This is a genomic window from Jeotgalibaca sp. A127 (assembly GCF_052266745.1).
Lineage (GTDB): Bacteria > Bacillota > Bacilli > Lactobacillales > Aerococcaceae > Jeotgalibaca.
Genome location: NZ_JBQPRC010000001.1, coordinates 239,909 through 258,210 on the forward strand (window position 1 = coordinate 239,909; position 18,302 = coordinate 258,210).

18 protein-coding genes are annotated in these 18,302 nt (G+C 39.4%); 1 reads left to right on the forward strand and 17 read right to left on the reverse strand.

Annotated elements, in window-relative coordinates; genetic code table 11:
• Window positions 1–78: 78 nt before the first annotated feature.
• From pnp to uvrB, 4 genes are all read right to left on the reverse strand, one after another.
• Window positions 79–2,184, reverse strand: a complete 2,106-nt coding sequence (gene pnp / locus ACTVAI_RS01225) for a polyribonucleotide nucleotidyltransferase (protein ID WP_443485703.1) — start codon at window positions 2,182–2,184, stop codon at window positions 79–81.
• Between the two features lie 262 nt (window positions 2,185–2,446).
• Entirely contained in the window at window positions 2,447–2,620 is a 174-nt protein-coding gene (locus tag ACTVAI_RS01230) for a hypothetical protein (RefSeq protein WP_443473790.1), read from the reverse strand.
• 154 nt (window positions 2,621–2,774) lie between these two features.
• Window positions 2,775–3,044: a 30S ribosomal protein S15 gene (gene rpsO, locus ACTVAI_RS01235; RefSeq protein WP_443473789.1), complete on the reverse strand. Its 270-nt coding sequence runs from the start codon at window positions 3,042–3,044 to the stop codon at window positions 2,775–2,777.
• A gap of 130 nt (window positions 3,045–3,174) precedes the next feature.
• Window positions 3,175–5,163 (reverse strand): excinuclease ABC subunit UvrB, encoded by a 1,989-nt coding sequence (gene uvrB / locus ACTVAI_RS01240; RefSeq protein ID WP_443485704.1) that lies wholly within the window; start codon window positions 5,161–5,163, stop codon window positions 3,175–3,177.
• Between the two features lie 208 nt (window positions 5,164–5,371).
• Here uvrB and rpsT point away from each other — a divergent pair, with 208 nt between their 5' ends.
• Window positions 5,372–5,626, forward strand: coding sequence for a 30S ribosomal protein S20 (gene rpsT / locus ACTVAI_RS01245; protein WP_443485705.1), 255 nt, complete (start codon window positions 5,372–5,374; stop codon window positions 5,624–5,626).
• Window positions 5,627–5,674: 48 nt separating this feature from the next.
• On the opposite strand, the gene holA is transcribed toward rpsT, so the two are convergent.
• The 13 genes from holA to typA all read right to left on the reverse strand — a co-directional run bounded on the left by holA (window position 5,675) and on the right by typA (window position 18,115).
• The gene (gene holA / locus ACTVAI_RS01250; RefSeq protein ID WP_443485706.1) at window positions 5,675–6,697 is read right to left on the reverse strand and encodes a DNA polymerase III subunit delta; all 1,023 of its coding nucleotides are present in this window, start codon (window positions 6,695–6,697) and stop codon (window positions 5,675–5,677) included.
• 31 nt (window positions 6,698–6,728) lie between these two features.
• Window positions 6,729–9,062, reverse strand: a complete 2,334-nt coding sequence (locus ACTVAI_RS01255; protein ID WP_443485707.1) for a DNA internalization-related competence protein ComEC/Rec2 — start codon at window positions 9,060–9,062, stop codon at window positions 6,729–6,731.
• Entirely contained in the window at window positions 9,025–9,552 is a 528-nt protein-coding gene (locus ACTVAI_RS01260) for a ComE operon protein 2 (protein WP_443473784.1), read from the reverse strand. Before ACTVAI_RS01260 ends, ACTVAI_RS01255 begins: the two co-directional genes overlap by 38 nt.
• A gap of 85 nt (window positions 9,553–9,637) precedes the next feature.
• A complete protein-coding gene (locus ACTVAI_RS01265) occupies window positions 9,638–10,264 on the reverse strand; it encodes a helix-hairpin-helix domain-containing protein (protein WP_443485708.1) in 627 nt (208 codons plus the stop codon).
• Window positions 10,265–10,381: 117 nt separating this feature from the next.
• Entirely contained in the window at window positions 10,382–11,698 is a 1,317-nt protein-coding gene (locus tag ACTVAI_RS01270; RefSeq protein WP_443485709.1) for an FAD-containing oxidoreductase, read from the reverse strand.
• Between the two features lie 51 nt (window positions 11,699–11,749).
• Entirely contained in the window at window positions 11,750–12,250 is a 501-nt protein-coding gene (gene coaD, locus ACTVAI_RS01275; RefSeq protein ID WP_443473781.1) for a pantetheine-phosphate adenylyltransferase, read from the reverse strand.
• Entirely contained in the window at window positions 12,250–12,822 is a 573-nt protein-coding gene (rsmD, locus tag ACTVAI_RS01280) for a 16S rRNA (guanine(966)-N(2))-methyltransferase RsmD (RefSeq protein ID WP_443473780.1), read from the reverse strand. The genes coaD and rsmD overlap by 1 nt, the downstream gene beginning before the upstream one ends.
• Before the next feature lie 13 nt (window positions 12,823–12,835).
• A complete protein-coding gene (locus ACTVAI_RS01285) occupies window positions 12,836–13,117 on the reverse strand; it encodes a YlbG family protein (protein WP_443473779.1) in 282 nt (93 codons plus the stop codon).
• On the reverse strand, window positions 13,107–13,559 hold the full coding sequence (locus ACTVAI_RS01290; RefSeq protein ID WP_443473778.1) for a YlbF family regulator: 453 nt from the start codon (window positions 13,557–13,559) through the stop codon (window positions 13,107–13,109). Before ACTVAI_RS01290 ends, ACTVAI_RS01285 begins: the two co-directional genes overlap by 11 nt.
• The gene (locus ACTVAI_RS01295; protein ID WP_443473777.1) at window positions 13,549–14,571 is read right to left on the reverse strand and encodes a CAP-associated domain-containing protein; all 1,023 of its coding nucleotides are present in this window, start codon (window positions 14,569–14,571) and stop codon (window positions 13,549–13,551) included. The genes ACTVAI_RS01290 and ACTVAI_RS01295 overlap by 11 nt, the downstream gene beginning before the upstream one ends.
• Before the next feature lie 11 nt (window positions 14,572–14,582).
• Window positions 14,583–15,800 (reverse strand): FtsW/RodA/SpoVE family cell cycle protein, encoded by a 1,218-nt coding sequence (locus ACTVAI_RS01300; protein ID WP_443485710.1) that lies wholly within the window; start codon window positions 15,798–15,800, stop codon window positions 14,583–14,585.
• Window positions 15,801–15,803: 3 nt separating this feature from the next.
• A complete protein-coding gene (locus tag ACTVAI_RS01305; protein ID WP_443485711.1) occupies window positions 15,804–16,103 on the reverse strand; it encodes a DUF1507 family protein in 300 nt (99 codons plus the stop codon).
• A gap of 161 nt (window positions 16,104–16,264) precedes the next feature.
• On the reverse strand, window positions 16,265–18,115 hold the full coding sequence (gene typA, locus ACTVAI_RS01310; protein ID WP_443473774.1) for a translational GTPase TypA: 1,851 nt from the start codon (window positions 18,113–18,115) through the stop codon (window positions 16,265–16,267).
• Between the last annotated feature and the right edge of the window lie 187 nt (window positions 18,116–18,302).

The window sequence follows — 18,302 nt, forward strand, 5'->3', positions numbered from 1 at the left end:
TTAATATCTCCTCTCGAAACACATAAACAACAAATTAAATGAAGAAGTACGGAAATACCGTACTTCTTCCGTTTAATATTATTCTTGTTCTTCTAGTAATACCTTGCGGGATAGATTGATGCGACCTTGTCTATCGATTTCGATAACTTTAACCTTAATCTTGTCGCCAATTGCCAATACATCTTCAACTTGCTTGATTCTTTCTTTAGCAATTTCAGAAATATGAACAAGTCCATCTTTTCCTTTAGTGATTTCTACAAAAGCACCAAATTTTTCAATTCGTTTAACGGTACCTTCGTAAATTTCGCCGACTTTTACTTCATGAGTCAATTCTTCAATGATTTCTTTCGCACGTTGAATCATCGCTGCATCTGCAGAAGCAATGCTGACATTACCCTCTTGATCGATATCGATTTTGACACCTGTTTCCTCAATAATCTTATTGATTGTGTCGCCACCTTTACCGATAACAACTTTAATTTTATCTGGTTTGATTTGCATCATCTCAATTTTCGGTGCGTAAGGAGATAATTCTGTACGTGGTTCAGCAAGAACTGACTCCAGGTGATCCAGAATTTCGATACGTGCTTGTTTAGCTTGAATCAATGCTTCTTCCAGGATTTGGTCGGTGATACCATCAATCTTGATATCCATTTGCAAGGCAGTAATACCTTCTCTTGTACCAGCAACTTTAAAGTCCATATCACCCAAGTGGTCTTCCATACCTTGGATATCTGTCAAGATTGTGTAGTCTGTTTCGTCTTTAACAAGACCCATTGCGATACCAGCTACAGGTGCTTTAATAGGAACCCCTGCATCCATCAATGCTAATGTCCCCGCACAAATACTTGCTTGTGAAGAAGAACCGTTAGATTCTAAAACATCTGCCACCAAACGGATTGTGTATGGGAAATCTTCTGCATCAGGAATGACTTGTTTCAAAGCACGTTCCCCAAGTGCCCCATGCCCTATTTCACGACGTCCAGCTGAGCCGGCACGACCTGTGCTACCTACTGAGTATTGTGGGAAATTATAGTGATGAATGAAACGTTTGCTTTCTTCAACGCCTAAACCATCCAAAATTTGGTGCTCACCAAGTGGTGCCAAAGTAGCTGCGGAAATTGCTTGTGTTTGTCCACGCGTAAACATACCTGAACCATGAACACGTGGTAATAGACCTACTTCTGAATCCAAAGAACGGATTTCATCCAATTGACGGAAGTCCGGACGGATTTTGTCTACAGTAATCAGACGACGTACTTGCTCTTTTTCGATTCCATCCGCAATTTGATCGATTTCCTTGATGATATCCACGAAGTTTTCTGCTTCCATGTATTTCTCGGTAAAGTAATCAGTAATCTCAGCTTTAACCGTATCGATATTGTCATAACGCTCTAGTTTTTCTTTTGTTAGGATTGCGTCTTTCATTTTAGCACTGAATTTTTCATTTGCTTCTGCCACTAGTTCTGGATTATGGGAAAGTAATTTTACTTCCATTTTTTCTTTACCAATTTCAGCAACAATATGTTCCTGGAATTCACAAAGTTCTTTAACATTTTTATGGCCAAATAACAGAGCTTGCAACATATCTTCTTCAGCAACTACTTTGGCGCTACTTTCTACCATATTGATTGCTTCTTTTGTACCGGCAACAGTCAATTCGATATCAGACTCTTCCATTTGTGCTGGTGTCGGATTAAGAATAAGTTCACCGTTTACACGACCGACATTCACACCTGCAATTGGTCCACTGAAAGGAATATCAGAAATAGATAGTGCCAATGAAGACCCCAGCATTGCAGCCATTTCCGGTGTGCAATCTTGTTCCACAGACATTACTGTATTTGTAATTTGAACTTCATTACGGAATCCGTCGGCAAACATTGGACGAATTGGGCGGTCAATCATACGCGCTGTTAACGTTGCATGTTCACTTGGTCTACCTTCGCGTTTAATAAATCCACCAGGAATTTTACCCACTGCATACATTTTTTCTTCATAATTTACAGTTAATGGGAAGAAGTTAGTATCTTTTGGTTCTTTTGTTCCTACAGCGGCAGTCAATACTACCGTATCGCCATAACGTACCAAAACTGCACCATTTGCTTGTTTGGCTACTTGGCCAATTTCCACTTGTAATGGACGGCCTGCCCATTCCATTTGGAATACTTTCTTTTCTGTCATGCGTATAATCCCCTTTTAATTTACTTTCCTAAATTGCTGACTACTTAACAAAGGTCAAGGTTTCAATTTAAAACCCTCACGTTTGTAAAGTAGTGCCAAGCATAGGAAGTCATAATCTATTATATCTTAAACATTGCCGTTTGACACGCAGAAATGAGTTTTAACCAAAAAACATTGTGCAAAAGTTCAATAAGGAATTCTGATCGGATATAACCTTCCGAAAGGATACAAGGTGTGTCTACAGTTCCAAGTTTCTTCCGGACTATTTTTTCCGCCACTTTTCCAGCCATTTCCTGAACAGGCTTGGTTTTGATACGATGACCGTCGCCTCATCCGGGCGGGCGTGCTCCTTTTGCACCGCTTGTTTGTCGCGTTTGCGTTCCGCGTTCATACCGCGTGTCGTGAGTTCGGTGTGTCGAGATATTTTGTGGTTCATGATCAATCCCCCCTTTTTTTGTTTATATTCATTATATATGAAATCGGAAATATTACATGTGAGATTAGTTATGTCCAACTCCCTATTCTCATAAAACCCTACTCTGCAAAAAAAAATGGATTCTCACGGGGAGAATCCATTTCAATAGTTATGATTAACGACGTAGACCTAATTTTTGGATTAGTTCACGGTAGCGAGCCACATCTTTGTTACGCAAGTAAGCTAACAAGTTACGACGGTGACCAACTTTTTTCATCAAACCACGGTATGAGTGGTGGTCTTTCTTGTGTACACGTGCATGTTCGTTCAAGTGGTTGATTTCTTCAGTCAATACAGCGATTTGTACTTCTGGAGAACCAGTATCCCCTTCGTGAACAGCGTATGCTTTGATGATTTCATTTTTACGTTCTTTTGAAATTGCCATTCTTTTTCACCTCTTCTTTTATAATGCCTTAGTCTGAGAAATGCGTTGGTGATTCGCAAAACCAAGAAAAAGGTTCGTCATTTAGACTAGGCTATAATACCGCATTTATAATAAAAGCGCAAGTAAAATATTACAAGCCTTTATACTCTGATTTCAGTTCCAGAATAATATCACGTAATTCTGCAGCCTTCTCGAAGTTCAATTCTTTAGCTGCTTGTCGCATTTCCATATCAATTTGATCCAGTAGTTCCCGTCTCTGTTCCCTATTCATGGCTTTGAAGATTTCATAGGTACTTCCTGTTTCACCAACATCCTCCGGTGCATGGGTGATGGCGATTAAGCCGCGTACTTCTTTAATAATGGTCTTGGGTGTAATGCCATGTTCTTTATTGTAAGCTTCTTGAATGCTGCGACGACGGCTGGTTTCATCCATCGCCTTTTTCATTGAATCCGTTATTCTATCAGCATACATGATGACACGGCCGTGCTCATTACGTGCTGAACGACCAATCGTTTGAATCAATGCCCGCTCACTTCGCAAGAAACCTTCTTTATCGGCATCTAAGATAGCTACCAATGAAACTTCCGGAACATCCAAACCTTCTCGTAACAAGTTGATTCCAATTAGGCAGTCAAACTCACCCAAACGTAAATCGCGAATGATTTCGGTTCGTTCCAACGTTTTAATATCGCTGTGTAAGTACTTAACTTTAATGCCCACTTCCTTCAGATAGTCGGTCAGGTCTTCTGACATTTTCTTCGTCAAGGTCGTAATAAAGACGCGCTCGTTCCGCTCTGCCCGCACGTTGATTTCGCCAATAAGATCGTCGATTTGCCCTTTAATTGGACGGACTTCAACAATTGGATCCAGTAAGCCGGTCGGTCGAATAATCTGTTGAGCAATTTGATCGGTTTTTTCGTATTCATACGGACCAGGGGTTGCTGAAATATAGATGATTTGATTTACATGATTCTCAAACTCTTCCAATTTCAAAGGACGGTTATCGAGTGCCGATGGAAGACGGAAGCCGTAGTCAATTAATTGTTGTTTTCTAGCTTTATCTCCATTATACATACCTCGAATTTGTGGCATGGTCATATGGGATTCATCTACCACAATTAAATAATCTTCCGGAAAGAAATCCAGTAGGGTATAGGGTGCTTCTCCTGGTTTACGTCCATCCATGTGCCGTGAGTAGTTCTCAATACCGTTACAGTAGCCCATTTCCATTAACATTTCCATATCATAATTCGTACGCTGTTCCAGACGTTGGGCTTCCAATAAACGGTTATCTGCCCTTAACTCGGCTAAACGCTCTTTTAATTCAGCCCGTATCGTATCCACTGCATGTAATGTCTGTTCCTCATTTGCCACAAAGTGAGTGGCTGGAAAAACAGGGAAATGGTCGACGTCGTTTTTTATTTCCCCCGTTAAAACGTCGATTTCCCGGATGCGATCAATTTCATCCCCAAAAAATTCGACCCGTATTGCTTCACTGTCTCGTGAAGCGAGGAAAATTTCAACGACATCCCCACGAACCCGAAAGCGCCCCCTTTGAAAATCAATATCGTTGCGTTCAAACTGCATATCAACCAAACGCCTTAATAAATCATTGCGCTCCATTGTCATTCCTTTACGAATGGAAAGAACGTGATCACGGTAGTTCATCGGGTTTACTAAACCATAGATACACGAAACAGACGCCACCACAATTACATCGCGTCTTTCTATTAAAGAACTGGTCGCAGAGTGGCGCAATTTATCGATCTCATCATTGACACTGGCTTCTTTTTCAATAAAAGTATCGCTGGATGGGACATACGCCTCTGGTTGATAGTAGTCATAGTAACTGACAAAATATTCAACAGCATTATTAGGAAAAAACTCCTTCAACTCGCTATATAATTGGCCGGCCAAGGTTTTATTGTGCGCTAACACCAAAGTGGGTTTATTAACTTCTTGAATAACGTTGGCAACCGTAAAAGTTTTACCAGTACCGGTTGCACCCAATAAAATTTGGGCATCGGTACCCTTTTTCAAACCCGCAACTAACTGTTGAATGGCAGTCGGTTGGTCTCCACTCGGTTGGTATTGCGATTCTAATTTAAATTGATCCATTTGTTATGATTCTCCTTACATACAAACCCGTAATATGTGCTCACTCTATTCTAACACCAGAACATTCATTCGCCAACTATCAAGCATTATGAAAACAATTTGGAGTATTTCCACTTTTTATTGCATTTAACTTGAAATTTCTGTATAATATGGCGTGTTGGCAACAATTGTCTGACTAAACAGAAATACCGAAAGAGGGGTGAACCCAATGCCAAATATCGAATCAGCAATCAAACGCGTTCGCACAAGCGAAAAAGCAAACGAATTGAACAATACTCAAAAGAGCGCTATGCGTACTGCTATCAGAAAATATGAAGCAGCCGTAGCTGAAGGTGCAGAAAACAGCGAAGCTCTATTACAAGCTGCAATCAAATCAATCGATTCTGTAGCTTCTAAAGGTCTAATCCACGCTAATAAAGCAGCTCGTGACAAATCACGTCTTGCTAAAAAATTGAACAAATAATTTTTATGAAAAAACAGACCGTTTAGGCGGTCTGTTTTTTTGTGTTCATCAGGCATTGGCATATTTCAACATGAATAATTCAAATTGAACTTCTTTCATTCCATCCCCTGTTTTCATCTTCTCTTCTGTTTCGACTAACCCCAAATAAGCTTGCATGAGTTTCTGTCCGTCCATTTTACGGATTTGCTGACTGGCCAATTTAACCCGATAAGGATGTATTTTTAGGACTTTAGCCATATCTGGTTGTTGGTATCCTTGCTTAGATAATAAAAACACCTGAATCAATAACCGAAATTGTCCCAGTAGGATAGCATTGATTTTGATGGGTTCTTCTTTTTGTAATAACAAATCCCGATAAATCCGAATGGCTTTTTCAGCATCTTTTTTCATTACGTACGTGACAATCTCAAAAATATTTTGTTCCAAATTACGCGGAACTAAATCCTCAACCATTTGTTTGGTGATTATTTTATCATCTCTGGCTGACAGGAATAATTTTTCTAATTCTTGCACGCCTTTGGAAAGTTGGTCTTCGATGCGTTCAAAGAAAAATTGTACTGTCTGGCGATCCATGTTGTAACCGGCATTTGCTATCATCTGACTAAGAAATTTGCGACTGGCATCTGCTTCTAAAGGTTTAACATCAACTGTTGTCGCATGCTTTTTAAGTAACTTGCTGATTTTTTTACGATTATCAAGCTTCTCATAAGGGGCAAATATTGCCAGGATGGTCGACTCAGAAGGATTCTCCAAATACGATTCCAACCAGGCAACATCATGTTCCAAATTCCCCTTGGGTTTCTCACCCGTCAAAAAGATAGGGTTATCGATAATGACAAGACGTCGTTCCCCGAAAAACGGTAAAGATTCAGCATCTTCCAAAGCATTCCCCAATGGGACTTCATCCATATTGTACATACCAACGTTAAGTTCCTGGTCTTCTTTCGGAACGACATATTCCATTAAAGCAGCCCTTGCTTCTTCTATGAAATAGGATTCCGTTCCTAACAACAAATAAATGGGACTAAACTGCCCCTTTTTAATATTAGCTATTTCTGTTGCGTAACTCATTCTTTCACATCACAATCGTCTTTTAATGCTCTTATTGTAGCATAATATCTATCCATTTTTCTTGTCCTTTAAAAATGTAATGGACCGCTCCATTCAAATCGGTCCGGTATATCCTGGTTGCATTTTCGTCCAACCGCTTGATTACTTCTGTGGTTGGATGGCCATAACGATTGTTTCTCCCCACAGAAATAAATGCAACCTCGGGATTTATTTGTTTTAAAAAGCTTTCCGAAGTAGATGTTATACTACCATGGTGTCCCACTTTCAAAATATCAACTTTTATAGCGGGATAGCGTTTCATCAGCTCACGCTCCCCCTTTTCTTCCAAGTCCCCCGTAAAGAGCCAATTTAAACCGCCAATACGACTGTATAAGACCAACGAATCATTATTTTCCCCTGCTCGTTTAGTTTCGGGATTCAACACTTGAAAAATGAGTGAATCCATCCTGAACGTTTTATTGGAAATCAAGGGCACAATTGTAGGCAATTTTCTAATCTCTTTCATTTCCGCTTGAAACGTAGCCGTTTCTTCCATGCCACTGGCAATGAACAATTTATTTATCTTTATCTCATTGGCTAGATAACCAAGATTGCCAATATGATCCGAGTCACTATGGGTCAGTAATACCGCGTCCAAATGCGTAACCCCTTCAGCTTTGATGGCCGATACCAAATCCCGACCATGCTTATCACTGCTCTCTCTTATTTTCCAGGTAGCTTCTTCACTATTGAATGAAACGACTCCCCCCGTATCAATCAGTACGGTTTGTTCCCGATAAGGCATTTTAATTAGAATAGCATCTCCCTGTCCCACATCCAGCATAATAACGCGCCCTTCTGAATTAATAAGGGGAAGTAGGTAAAAACCTGTAAAGCCACCAATCAGGATCAAAGTCATTGTATATTGATATTTTCTCTGCTCAAATGCCGTCAAAAAAATGATTATGATGATTCCTAACAATAGATACCAGATAAGTCCAGGCCTTCCCGTTATCATCAATAGCCAGTTGGCATCTGCAAGCCATTGTGAGCATTTTTCCAAATATTCCAACAGAAAAGCCACTTTTTGTGTGAGCAGCGAAACAACAGAAACAGGAAAACGCAATAAAGACAGCATGGCTAATAACCAAAAGACGGGGAAGAGCAAACTGGAAAAAAAGAAACTGAAAAGAATGTTAACGAACATCCCTATCCATGTTATTTCAAAATAATGGTAGCTCAGGAAAAGCCCCGATACTGTCGTCATCATAACCGAAAGCAACAAATCCTTGATAAAGGCATGACGTTTCATCCCCTTGAATCTTGGACTCAAAAAATACAATAATCCCGATAATGTATAACTCAGCTGAAAAGCAATACTAAAAACAAGATAAGGGTTTTGCCATAAAGCGAATAAGATGGCAAACGCAAAAGCATCCTTTACATCCACCTCTTCTCCCAACATACCTGAAACCAGGAGAACAGCATGTGTAAATAATGCCCGGAAAACACCTATACCTCCTCCGGTTAGAAAGCCATAACAGAGGACGGTGACCAGTAGTAGCGGACGTGTCGTTTCTCTGGTTATTCCGATGCGCAGTAGACCATACTCCAATGCTGAAATCAAGAAATGAATGTGCATGCCTGATATCGAAAAGATATGTAAGATACCAATCTTTCGGTAAGCTGTCATTGCTAAGCGTTCAATATCATCCGTTTGATTGAACAACATTGCCATTATATAATCAGCCGTTTTATCATCCGGTAAACCTTTTTTTAGATAGCCTAATAACTCTGTTCGAAATTTAGAAAAATAACCGTTAAAAGTGGTGTCGGCCGTAATCGATGAGATTTTTTCTATTTCTACGGTCCAATGGATGCTCTTTCGGTAGAGGTATTCCTGATAATCGAATTGAAAACGGTTCGTTGCCGATTCAGGTTCTTCCAAAATAAAATGAGCTTGTACATGAACAGGAATCGTTAAATCAAGCCAATATTCTTTTTCCTCTTCACTTTGCATCTGATGGTAAAAGGCAACTGGCTCATCCAATAGCCATCCGGTGCCACTCAAACTGTTTCCATTCACTTTATATTCATTAGGATCAATGCGAATAATTCCACTTTTTATTGCAGGTGTTAAAATCGTTCGATTTGTGACTTCATTCAACACCGTTAGAGTTCCGGTAATGATTAGAATAATGAGTGTGCTTAACCAGAGTGGTCGAAAACGCATGGTAAAAGTACGCGCCACAAACAACCCAAAAATCCCCCAAGCGAACCCATTTTTAGGAGACAAAATGAGAACGATGAGGGAAATGGCTGTTAAACTGCTTAATAAATAATAGCCTTTATTCTTTTGGATGATGTTCTTGGCAGCAAGTGTCATATCCAGTTGTGCCCTCCGCTTCAATTGGAGGCATTTCAGTTAAGGATTTAAAATATTCAGGATTTAAGGAAACTTGTTCGTAAGGAATATTCATTTTATTTAACAAAGCAATTGCATATTCATGGTTATGATAATCCCTCAAGTAATAGATTTTTTTAATCCCCGCTTGAAGAATCATTTTCATACATTGCAAACACGGGAAATGCGTAACATAGATTTCCGCGCCTTCAGTCTGAACCCCGAATTTCGCACACTGCAGAATGGCATTCATTTCAGCATGGATGGTTCGTAAACAGTGTCCGTCAACTATATAACAACCCTCATCAATACAATGGGCATCCCCAGACACAGAACCATTATAGCCCCCTGCAATAATACGTTTATCGCGAACAATTGTTGCGCCTACTTCCAATCGTTTACATGTACTTCTCAATGATAATAAAACTGCTTGTGCCATAAAATATTGATTCCAGGGAATTCTTTGTTGCATCCACCCATCACTCCTTTTATTCCATCATACACCATAAAAAAAGTGATGCCACCTATTTTTTTATCCTTGTCCAGAATGCTCCGATTTAATTTTTAACTGATATAAGTTCTTTAAAAGAATCAAACGTTTTTTGTCCAATCCCACTGACATTCATGATATCTTCAATTGTTGTGAAAGAGCCATTTTCACTACGATAACTTATGATTTGCTGGGCTTTCTTTTCCCCTATTCCGGGCAAAGTTTGGAGTGCCATTTCATCAGCTGTATTTATATTTATTTTTTCATTGTCAGTTGTTTCAGACCCTGGAATCTGGATTGAATCAGCTAGTTCTGTTTCACTCTCTTCTCCTTTCAAAGGAACATATATCAGCATTTGGTCCATAAGGTGCTGGGCAAAATTTAGATGGCGTGTTTCCGCATCTGGCAAGATACCACCAGCCAAATCAATGGCATCTTGAACCCGCATATTTTTAGCGACTTCATAGACTCCGGGTTTTACTACTGCGCCTTTAACATCCACTACCCAAAAAATCGGCTCTAACTCTGAGGCAGTCTCACTCAGTACTTCAACTTGGGACTCCATTAACCAAGAATTGGGTGGCTCCTCCGTTTCTTTCGTATTCGAAGATAATATGATAAATATGATAACGATTAGTTGAATAAGACCTATGCTGGCAAGAATGGGAACCCGCCATTTTTTATATTTCTCCACTGTTTCACCTCCTATGTATATATAAGCAAAAAAACGCAAAAAGTTTTATTTTGCTCAAAATTATTTTCAAAGTAATTGGAAAAACAAAAAACCACCCGGTTACGGGTGGTTTGCAAGTTATTGAAATAGGTCATTCAAGTTTTCTGCCATCGTTGGATGCGTGAAAACCTGGTTTTTCAGCACCGTTGACGATAAATCATTATCCATCGCCAGTTTGATAATATTGATAATCTCTGGTGATTCTTGGCCAAACAAGCTAGCACCCACGATTCGATTGCTTCCTTCTTCAATGACGGCTTTGAAAAGACCGCGTTTGTCATTTATGACATGCGCTCTTGGCATTTTAGCCACTGGCAGGACATTTGTCTTCACCAGAAGTCCAGCTTCAATAGCCTCTTCTTCTGTTAGACCGACACGAGCGAAAGGCGGTTCGATAAAAACACTAGAGGGCAAATTTTTTCGTTCTGCCAAAGTATACGCATGGTCTCCATAGAGATAGCTGTTGATGATACGCGCATCATCCAGGGAAGCATAGGTGAATTGCTCTTCTCCTCTTACATCTCCTAATGCAAAAACATTATCAACGGAAGTACGAAGAAATTCATTTGTCCAGATACCGCCGTTTTCCGTTTGTTTAATTGAAGTGTTTTCTAGTCCCAATCCCTCAACGTTTGGTTTACGACCAGTCGCGACTAATAACACATCAAAAGTATACATTTCGCCGGCTTTTGTTTCCAAATGAATACCACTATCATCATTGTGAACAGTGACAACTTCGGTTTCCAGTAAGAGTTGAATATCACGATTCGCCAACACTTCCAGTATTGCTTCACGAATCTCAGGCTCTTCCCGCTTCAGGATTTTTGAACTGGACTCAATCAACGTGACTGCTGATCCAAATCCGGCATAAATGGAAGCAAATTCCAACCCAATATTCCCAGCACCCAATATCCCCAACGTCTGTGGCACTGTAGGCAACTCCTGCAGTTGCGTTGAATCATAAACAAAATTGCTGTCCTTTAATCCAGCAATGTCCGGCAAAATACTTTGCGCCCCAGTGTTAATAAATACCAGTTCTCCAGTCAATTCAATACTTTCGTCCCCACCACGTACGACGATTACTTCATCATTTTTAAATGAACCTTCACCAAAATAAATATCAACAGTATCTTCATTAGCGAGATTGGCGTAGTTAGTTTCATTGAGCTTTTGAACAACAAGATTTCGGCGTATGAAAGCTTGGTCAAATGATATCCCTGTCGCTGAATCAACAGCAAGTACCTTAGTAGGAATGCAGGCAATATTTATACAGGTACCGCCTGTCATTGCTTTTGTCTTTTCGATAATCGCAACTTTTTTTCTCGATGTTGCAAATTGTTTGGCTAATGTTTTCCCAGCTTTGCCCCATCCGATAATTATTACATCATAATTCAATGCCTCATTCATCTCCTTGAGTGAAAACTTGAATAGCAACCACTAAAATATTTATTTATTTTTTTGTCCCGCATACTTTTCAATTACTGCTGCATTAACTACGGGAGGCAATAATTCGGAAACATCGCCACCGAACATTGCTACTTCTTTAATTAGACTGGAACTCAGGAATCGATAGCGATCCGAAGCCAGAATAAAAACAGTTTCCAACTCTGGAAACTGAGTCCGATTCATCATTGCTATGCTCTCTTCATATTCAAAGTCTTTAACGTTGCGAATCCCGCGAATCAGAGCGGTTGCTTTTAATTTTTTGGCCATATCAACCGTCAAGCCACCTGTATGACGTACAACCCGGACATGGGGTATGTCGGCCAAGACTTTTTCCGCCAAAGCTACGCGCTCTTCTCCATTAAAAAGTGATTGTTTAGTAATATTTGTAGCCACAGCCACAACCACTTCATCAAAAAGACGCGAAGCTCGCGTCAAAAGATCTACATGGCCATTTGTTAAAGGATCAAAACTACCTGGAAATATTGCTATTTTTTTATCCATTACTGCACACCTTCCTCTTTTCCTTCAAAAACTTCTATTGCTATCGTTCCATATTCAACCCGTTTCCGTTTGTAGAAGGAGTCGATTTCTTCAGGAAGTGAGTTAATACGATCCATTTCACATACCAAAGTCGTATTCTCATCAATCAAATGGTGTGCCAACAATAATTGAATGTCTGCTTCTGTTTTTTCTGCTTTATAGGGCGGATCTATAATCACAAGTTTAAATGTAATACCAGGATTCGTCTCAGCAAATTGAACCAAATTTTTCCGGGAATCGCCTATCATCACCGTAAATTTTTCAGGTTCTTTGGTCTTTTCAATGTTTTCATGAATAATCTGGATTGCTTTTCGATTCTTTTCAGATAGTAAAGCATGATCGATTCCACGGGATACTGCCTCGATTGCTAACCCCCCACTACCAGAAAACATGTCAAAACAATAGCCCCCATCAAAATAGGGGCCAATGATATTAAAAATGGATTCTTTAACCTTGTCTGTTGTGGGTCGTGTATTATCACCTGGCACAGCCTTCAATGGCCGCCCTTTATATTCACCTGCTATAACACGCATAACTATTCCCCCGTTATGATTCTACTGTCTCATTTTTTTTCTTGAACTGGCTCAAGCTGTCAGAAAATGTCATATCAATATCGGGTCGATATGACCTCTCAACTTTACGTACATAATGTAAACTATTTAAATGTTTGATTTTTTCTTCTATCTGATCTTTATCGACATACATCACAATATATTTCAGACGGTTTGAAACGTAATGGATATAGCCAAAACGTCGAAGGTTTTTCAATTGACGCAATGTATATACCCAAATAATGATGCCTTGTCTTTTGGTTGCTTCAAAGCTCAATATCTTTCCTCTTTCCTAAATGAATTTCACATGCTGCCGGCAACCCAATCATTGATAATGAAAAAGCATCCCCAGCAGAAACCAAAATATTTTCAGATACTGCTGTAGCTAGTTTCTTTGCAATCAAATCCAGTTGAACTTGCAAATCTCTTTCGGCAATGCGGTAATTGTAGATAACATCATCCAAGTCCATTTCACGCTTTGATGCAAATAGTTTAGTACGCAGTTCTTTAAATCCCGGCGCATATGATCCGTATGCTTCTATTTTTTCAAATTCAGTTTTTATATGGTTAAAATGCCTTATTTTTTCTTGCGCTTCCTCGGAGTCTTCTAAAGCTTCTTTTGCGAGCTTGAAAGTGTGCATCGCAACAGAATTTCTAATAAGTGCCAGCATGCGCTCACATTGCGATTCAATGGCAAATAATTCTTCATTAATAATCATCTGAACCCACCTTTCCAGATTCAAATACCAACACTAAATCATCATTTATTTTCGTGATTGAAAAAGCGGTAAATCGTGAATTGAGAAGTAGTCGTCGGTTAGTTTCATCCAAAAATAATAATCCAAATCGCATAGCCGGATCAATTATTTCATCACCGATTAAAAATTCGACAGTTTTCCCTTCATTTTCTACTCTTAGCTTCGTTTCTTCGGACAAGCCCTTAAAAGTAAGCGAATTTAATCCTTCTTCCTTTAAAAGTTCCTGACCATATATGGATAATGCTTCTGATTTAACAAGAGAAGCAGTCTCAAATTCGTTGCGTACCGCATTTATATAATGCTCCATCAAGTGGTTTGATTCATTGGCGCTTACACGCTTTGACGTCGAGTCATTGCCCGCAATTTCGTAGTAATTTAAGCCCAGCAATGTCTCCGGAGATAAATAGCGAATGCCATAAATTTCATGAGTTTCTGGATGGAAATACAACACAGCGAAGCTATTATTGTCAAACTGGACTAAGGGGAAGTATTCCCATTCTTCTCTTTTTAATGTAAGAGAGTATTGTTGTCCATGAGCCTTAAAATCGAAATGATTGCCTAATGCTGTCTCATCATAAACATTTTGGCGATTCATCCCTATCTGAATGGCACCGGTCTGGATATCACTCCCCAGTACAAAAAGAGACTGAATAACCTCATCCTGAATTTCGAGTTGAATAAATTCACTTAAATCCAAGTGGTAAGTCCACCAACTCTTACCCTCAGCCTCATCGGAATAAACCTTGTCAGGATCACCATGACGGTCTACATAAGCTTGAACAGGTTGTCCCACATAATGTTCGAAGCCACTGACGGGCAACGGGTATACTGTATCGTCCGCATTCATCGAAGTCGCATAATTAGGATTTGTAGTTATCGGCTCAGATACTATCTCCCGTTCACTATACAAAATGGGGACGTAATACAGCCCCATTATCAACAAAGCAAATAATAAAAAAAATTTCTTAAACAAATAGTACCATCCTAATCCAATCGCGCATGTATTAAACGATCATTAATATATATATTATTGACGATGGCCAAAGCAACAGAAGAAACAATCAAACTGGATCCACCGTAGCTTACGAAAGGAAACGTGACCCCGGTTAAAGGTAAAATCCCTACTGCTCCTCCGACATTAATCGTACCCTGTACAAGGAACAGTGTCCCCATTCCAATACAAACCAATTGTCCAAAAGAATCCTTTATTCCTAAACTAATTTTGAAGATACGGAATACGAGATAAAAGAAAGTCAATAGAACCAACAATACCCGTATCAATCCCAGTTCTTCAGCCATAATTGGAATAATGAAGTCTGTATAGGATTCGGGTAGATAACCTGTTTTTTGCACACTTTCGCCGATTCCTACTCCAAATAGTCCCCCCCTTGCCAAAGCATAGAAAGAATTTACTAACTGGAAGGAAGAATCTTTAGCATCCGCAAAGGGATCAAGAAAAGCCGTGAAGCGGTCCATCATATACCCGGGTAGAAATGGCAAGCCGCCTTGCCATTTAATTAATCCAATAAAAGCTAAGTAAAAAGCGATGACCCCACCAAACGTCATTAACCCTATCCAAAATGGAAGTCCACTCATCAAAAGCATCGTTAAGCAAATCGCCCCAATTATAATGACCCCACCCATATCGGGCTGGATTAAAACTAAAAATAAAAGCGTGACGATAACTAGAATGGGTTTTTTAGCCACTGCGAAAATCTTTTTAAATATATTTGTACCTTCAGCTGACCGTATATCAGCAAACTTCTCCTCATTTCTTGAGAGGAAGGTAGCGAGATACAAAACCATAATAATTTTCAGGAGTTCGGATGGCTGGACGGAAAAAAGTCCTAAATCTATCCAAGCACTCGCGCCATTTACTGCTATTCCTTTTAATAGTACATAAAGGAGTAGAAAAAATATGACAACGAGACTCGTTCCCAAGAACTTTGTCGAGGTAAACAGTCTTTTCGATAGTGTGGAACCCAGAAACACAACCAGCAAACTTCCGACTGAAAATATAAATTGTCTGATTAAAAAATATTCTGAATTATTAAATTGACTCATGGCGAAGTAGCTACTGGAGCTGTAAACCATTAAGATCCCGGTTCCTAATAATACCAAATACGGAATAATCAGTTTCCAATCTGACAGCTTGATTTTTCGTTTTATACCGGAAAATACGGAATTTTCTGTTTTATTCATAACTTATTCCCCTTTAAATTGCGGGTGATTCTTATTCTGTTCATAGTAGTTGGTATACATGTTATTTAAAGAATATTCCAAATCACTCAAAATCTTCATACCTGCATTTTGGTCCAATACACCTAATTTTACGGCATAATCAATTTGTTTTGATAGGCCGTATAATTGCGTATCTACAACTTCCTCAAAGGCCGGACAGGCTGCAAAACACAGATGTTGTTTTTGACTATCGATTAGGGTGTAAACTTTCTCAGTTTCATCTATCAATAATTGAAATGCCAATTCCCTCGTTATCGCGTCCATCTTTATTCCCCTCCAAGCATTTATTGAGTCTTATTTATTATAGCACATAAGTTTACAGCACATGAAACCATTTTAGTTGCCACAACACCCTTATGCATGTCTGAAAGAAAAGACACCCCTCATTTCGAATGTCATCGAGATGAGGGGTGTCCTATTTTTTATTAGTTTTCGCCTTCTACTGCTTTTTTCTTACGTTTTGCAGCTTTTTCACGTTCGTTTTTATCCAGAATTTGTTTACGCAGACGGATAGATTTTGGTGTGATTTCACAATATTCGTCTTCGCCCATGAATTCCAAAGATTCTTCTAAAGTCAAGATACGAGGACGTTTGATAACGTTCGTTTGATCCTTATTAGCTGAACGGACGTTAGTTTGTTGTTTAGCTTTGGTGATATTTACAGCAATGTCGTTTTCACGGGCATTTTCACCAACAACCATACCTTCATAAATGTCAGTACCTGGTTCAACAAAAATTGTACCACGGTCTTCAACACCCATGATTCCGTAAGTTGTTGCTTTACCAGTTTCAGTAGAAACAAGTGCACCGTTACGACGGCCGCCAATTTTACCTGTTAATTCTGGTAAATAAGAATCAAATGTATGAGCCATGATTCCGTAACCACGTGTCATAGACAAGAATTCTGTCGTATAACCAAGCAAACCACGAGAAGGAACAAGGAAAATAAGACGTACTTGACCATTACCTGGGTTAACCATATCTTGCATTTCACCTTTACGCAAGCTCAATGATTCAATAACAGAACCCATGTATTCTTCAGGGGTATCGATTTGCACACGTTCAAACGGCTCACATCTAACGCCATCGAAATCTTTGATGATTACTTCTGGACGGGATACTTGCAATTCAAAACCTTCACGACGCATGTTTTCAACCAAGATGGACAAATGAAGCTCTCCACGACCCGAAACAATCCATGCATCTGGTGAAGCTGTGTTTTCTACAAGCAATGAAACGTCTGTGTGCAATTCTTTCATCAAGCGCTCTTCCATTTTACGGGAAGTAACGAATTTACCTTCACGACCAGCAAATGGTGAGTTGTTTGTCAAGAAAGTCATTTGTAATGTTGGTTCATCAATATGCAAGACAGGCAAAGCTTCTTGATGGTCAACAGGAGTAATTGTTTCACCCACATAGATATCTTCCATACCTGAAACGGCGATCAAATCACCAGCAACGGCTTCGTTGATTTCTATACGATCTAGACCGAAGTAACCGAATAATTTTGTGACGCGGAAGTTTTTAACTGTACCATCAAGTTTCATCAAGGAAACTTGGTCACCAACCTTTATTGTTCCACGGAATACACGTCCAATACCGATACGGCCAACGAAATCGTTGTAATCCAACATCGCTACTTGGAATTGAAGTGGTTCATCAGAGTTGTCAATAGGTGCCGGAATATGTTCCAATACCGTATCAAAAATAGCATCCATTGATTCTTCTTGATCGGCTGGGTTATCAGACAAGCTTGAAGTACCATTTAATGCAGAGGCATAAACAACCGGAAATTCCAATTGGTCATCGTCTGCGCCTAGTTCAATGAACAATTCCAATACTTCATCCACAACTTCTGCAGGACGAGCAGTTGGTTTGTCGATCTTGTTAATAACAACGATTGGAATCAATTTTTGTTCCAAAGCTTTTTTCAATACAAAACGTGTTTGCGGCATTGTTCCTTCGTAAGAATCGACAATAAGTAATACACCGTCAACCATTTTCATGATACGTTCTACTTCTCCACCGAAGTCCGCGTGACCTGGTGTGTCCATGATGTTGATGCGGTTTCCTTTATAAGAAACTGCAGTGTTTTTCGCTAAAATTGTAATACCACGTTCTTTTTCAATATCATTGGAGTCCATTGCGCGTTCTTCAAGATTCGCACGTGCATCCAAGGTATCAGAATTTTTCAATAACTCGTCAACCATTGTCGTTTTACCGTGGTCAACGTGGGCGATAATCGCGATATTTCTAATATCTTCTCTTAATTTCATTTATTATTCCTCCGCTTGTTTACTGCCAAAAAGAAAGACCCCAACTTTGATTAGTCTAAGGGTCGCTCAACTGGTTACGGAAAATATTGTCTCAATATTTTCACTTATCTCAAGTACTTTTTCAACTGTTACATTGTACCATGGCAGCTTTTGTTTGGGAAGAGAAAAGCTTACTATGGAAAAATAT